Origin of the sequence: Achromobacter sp. SIMBA_011, from assembly GCF_046535435.1 — a bacterium.
In the GTDB taxonomy this organism is placed as follows: Bacteria; Pseudomonadota; Gammaproteobacteria; order Burkholderiales; family Burkholderiaceae_B; genus Achromobacter; species Achromobacter dolens.
On sequence record NZ_JAWRWN010000686.1, the window covers coordinates 1 to 261 of the forward strand.

The 261-nt window shown below is 49.0% G+C and carries 1 pseudogene; it reads left to right on the top strand.

The features are described from left to right. Positions 1–12: 12 nt before the first annotated feature. Positions 13–261, top strand: a pseudogene (locus tag SB816_RS32700) (hypothetical protein); the annotation flags it as partial.

Genomic DNA, 261 nt, shown 5'->3' on the forward strand with positions numbered 1-261 from the left:
ATGTAATCTACAATGCATAAATATCTTACCCCGCTACTTCTCGCCCTATCCAATTCCTCATTTGCATGCACCGCAAGCGAGAATTTCGATATTTATTTTCCCGCGAACAGCTCGACGGTTCCGAATGCAGAGATCGTTCGCCTGACGAATTGGATAATCGATCAGCAGATCACTTACGCCAATCACACCACTGACGAAGCAACACTCGTCAGCGGCCACGCTGAAGAAGCCGAGCACCAGGCATCGAAACTTGCTCGGTCT